The 2,936-nt window shown below is 70.5% G+C and carries 1 protein-coding gene; it reads right to left on the reverse strand.

Annotated features, from left to right (window positions below; genetic code table 11):
* The coding region (locus BGN95_RS14525) for an autotransporter outer membrane beta-barrel domain-containing protein (protein WP_286773081.1) at positions 1-2,907 on the reverse strand (2,907 nt) is incomplete at its 3' end.
* Between the last annotated feature and the right edge of the window lie 29 nt (positions 2,908-2,936).

Below are 2,936 nucleotides of genomic sequence, written 5' to 3' on the forward strand. Positions count from 1 at the left end.
ATGTCGCGGTTTGCGCGGGACCAGCCGTTTCGCCCTGGTCCGCTGCGCGGGAGCGACCGCCTCGGCCTGAGGCGCGAGCGCGGGGACGACCACCGGGACCGGCGCCGCGGCCGGCGTAACCGCTGGCGCCGGCGCGGGAACCGGCGGCGAGAGGACCGGCATCGCGTCCGTCGCGCGCACCCCGGTCTCCGGCGCCCGGCGTGTCGCGCCGCCGAACCGCCAGCGGATATTCCCGAGCACCGCATTGTCGCGTGCGCCGTCGCCGAACTGGCCGCGATACGAGACGCCCAGCGACAGATGCCGCGCAATCGTCATATCGACGCCGGGTTCGACGAAGGCGGTGTTGCGCGCGATCGGCACGCCCGCCGTCTGGAAGCGCGATCCGTCGCCGCCCACGAAAGCGAGCGCGGCGACGGGCCGGACATCATCGAACGCGTGGCGCCAACCCGCCGTCGCATAAATTCTGAGATCGAACCCGGCGGCATCGCCCAGCTCGACCGCACCGCGCAGGCCCAGGGTGGAAAAGCCGACACGCGCCCGGTTGGCGTTCCCGACCAGCGCCGCCGCGCCACCTCGCTCGTGGAAGCCGTTGGTACGCAGCGCGACATAGGCGATTCCCGCGAACGGCTCGACCGCCGCCTTGCCGACCGGAATGCCATAGCCGATCTCGCCGAACACCTGCGTTCCGGACGCGTCATAGCCGCTGCGCAGCCGGTCGCGGAAGTCGGCGAAGGCGACGGTGCGGTCGCCGTGGATGCGATAAAGGCTGTAAGCGACGCCCCCGCGCACGCCGAAGCCGCCGAACTGCCCGGCGCCGTAGGCAGCGATATGATAACTGTCGATCGACCCGGTGCCATTCCGGTCGGCAATGTCGAACCCGCTGTGCGTATAGCCGCCGGCGATGCCCAACCGCACCTCATCGCTCGGCGCGACATCGACGCCGGCGATCATCCCCTGGAGATCGCGGTGGAGGCTCGACGCATTGCCGTCGCCACGCAGCTTGCCCCAGCCGCCGAGCACCTGTCCCCAGACGACCGGCTGGTAGGGCGAATCGCTTGCACAATGCCGGATCGCCCCCTCGCCCGCCGCGACCGGGTCCGCATTCTGGCAGAGAATATTGCCCGCTGCGGACAGCGCCCCGAGCGGACCGGAGCCGCCAGCCGCCCCGGTACGCGCGCGCTCGAGCACGGCATCGCGCAGATAATGGCTGTCGGACAGCAATGACGAGCTCACGCTGGCATGCAATTGACCGGCGAGCTGCGAAAAGCCGCTGCGCGCGGTTTGTACGTCGGAAACCGCGATGACGCCAACGATCGGGTTGCTGACGCCAAGCCGATCGATCGCAACGGCCGCCGCCGCCTGATTGGGCGTTGCGGCGATGCTGGCGAAGGGCATGCTGTTGCGCTCGAGCGTCGCGGACACATAGGTCGAGCCATAGGTCAGGCTGGGATCGACGAAGACGAAAGTCGAATTGACCGCGCCGAATTGTCCCTGGACCCCGCCGGTCGCGTTGAGGACGGTGTAGGTGGTCCCGAGACGATATTGGCCCGGCGCCGAGACCAGCGTGAGCGTCGCGCCGCCGATCTGCGCCGATCCGGCCACCGCAAGGCTTGCGCGCTGCACCGGGTTGATCGCGATTTGCAATGTCGACCCGGGCTGGAGCGTCGCATCGCCGTTGATCGAGAGCGCTTGCCCCGGGGTCAGCGCGGCGACGGTGCTGCCGGCCGCCGCGACGAGGCCACCGACGCTGCCGGTGCCGGTCAGCATCGCGCCATTATTCACGGCGACGATCGAATTGCCGATCGCGCCGGTGACGGCCAGTGTTCCGCCGTTGATCGTCGTCGGACCGCTATAGCTGCTGGCGCCGGCCAGGGTCAGCGTGCCCGTACCGTTCAGCGTCAACCCGCCGGTGCCGCTGATCGCGCCGGCAAAACTGCTGCTGCCGTTCTCGTTCAAGGCGAGGCTGGTCCCGCCGAGCGTGATCTGGCTGCCCGCGACGCCCGACAGAGTGCCGATGCTCTGCGGTGACGATGCGGTGCTCACGTCGAAGATCGCGGTCGGCCCGGCGAGGTCGACGGCGCCGCCCGCGGCGAGGCTACCCCCCGCGCCGATCGCCAGCGTGCCGCTGTTGACCCTCGTGCCGCCGGTGTAACTGTTCGCGCCCGTCAGGGTCAGCGCGCCGCCCCCGCCGAGCGTCAGCCCACCCGTTCCGCCGATCGTACCGGCAAAATCGCTGCTACCGCCGCCGCCCACGGTCAGGCTGGTGCCGCCGAGCGCGATCTGGCTCCCCGCGACGCCCGACAGAGTGCCGATGGTTTGGACCGCATTGGCGGCGCTCAGATCGAACACCGCACCCGCGCCTGCGAGGCTGACCGCGCCGCCCGCCGCAAGGCTGCCGCCTGCGCCGATCGCGAGCGTGCCGCTGTTGACCGTCGTCCCGCCGGTATAATTGTTCGCGCCCGCCAGGGTCAGCGTGCCGGTTCCGGCCAGCGTCAGCCCGCCGCTCCCACCGATTACGCCGCCCAGCCCTAGGCTGGCTCCGCCGCCGATCGTGAGACCGGCACCGTTCAAGATGACGGCATTGGCCAGTGTGACGCCCGGGACGCTCGCGCTCAGCGTGCCGCCGAGGCCGTTCACGGTCAGCGCACCCGAGCCGAGCGCCGTGTTCGCGCCGACCGCGAGGCCACCGCCGCCGCCGAACGTCGTGCCACCGCTATAGCTGTTCGCGCCGCTGAGGGTCACCGTGCCCGTGCCGCCAAGCGTCAGCCCGCCGGTCCCGCCGATGACCCCGGTCAAACCGACATTATTGACCCCGCCGAGCGTCAGGGCGGCGCCATTCAGATTGATTGCATTGGCGAGCGTGATGCCCGGCGCGGCCGCGCCCAGGGTGCCACCAGGACCGCTCACCGTGAGCGCCCCGGCCCCTAAAGCGTTGT

Origin of the sequence: Sphingomonas sp. 66-10, assembly GCF_001897045.1 — a bacterium.
Taxonomy (GTDB): Bacteria; Pseudomonadota; Alphaproteobacteria; order Sphingomonadales; family Sphingomonadaceae; genus Sphingomonas; species Sphingomonas lycopersici.